Source organism: Vibrio sp. OPT46, assembly GCF_015163535.1.
GTDB classification, from domain to species: Bacteria; Pseudomonadota; Gammaproteobacteria; order Enterobacterales; family Vibrionaceae; genus Vibrio; species Vibrio alginolyticus.
Genome location: NZ_JADDYG010000494.1, coordinates 1 through 566, shown reverse-complemented (window position 1 = coordinate 566; position 566 = coordinate 1). Strand labels below are relative to the sequence as shown.

Here is a 566-nt window from a genome sequence, read left to right as displayed (position 1 = left end):
GTCTAGCTCTGGAATGGGTTCATCCGCCATACCATGTTTGTCAAGCAAGCCGCCCATCGCTAACCAGTAGGCGTAAGCACTAAGGGCAACAATTTCTGGCGAATCGTAAGCGGGCGCTTTACCATTCATGGAATACTCGAAACAACCTTGGATACGGTCAGCATAGCTGTTTACGCGATCGTTTTTCTTACGATATGCAGGGTATGCCATGTAAGCTGCCCACAGTGGCGCAGCGTTTGCTTTTCGTCCTGCCTCCATATGGCAGTTCACACAGTTTTGTTCGTTGCCAACGTATTTTCCGCGCATTTGTTGTGAGTTAACAAAGAGCGAGTAACCATGTTTTACTTGCTCACCAAATGCGGTGTTTGGGATTGTGCTGAGATCACGCGATTTTAAGTATTCACCGTGCTTTTCTTTTTCTATCGCAGGTAGCTCTTTCTGGCGGTCCGGTAATGGATCGTTAGCTAGTACGAGCGTAGAAATGAAAGGCAGTGCGAACAAAGAATAGAAACGTTTCATGACTGCTCCTAGTAACGTAATGAGGCAAAGTAGTAAGCAAGATTTTC

The 566-nt window shown here is 46.3% G+C and carries 1 protein-coding gene; it reads right to left on the bottom strand.

Going from position 1 to position 566, the window contains the following annotated elements; genetic code table 11:
* Window positions 1–519, bottom strand: a 519-nt coding sequence (locus tag IQR33_RS33835) for a c-type cytochrome (RefSeq protein ID WP_228014042.1), incomplete at its 3' end; no start/stop codon positions are given.
* Window positions 520–566 lie beyond the last annotated feature (47 nt).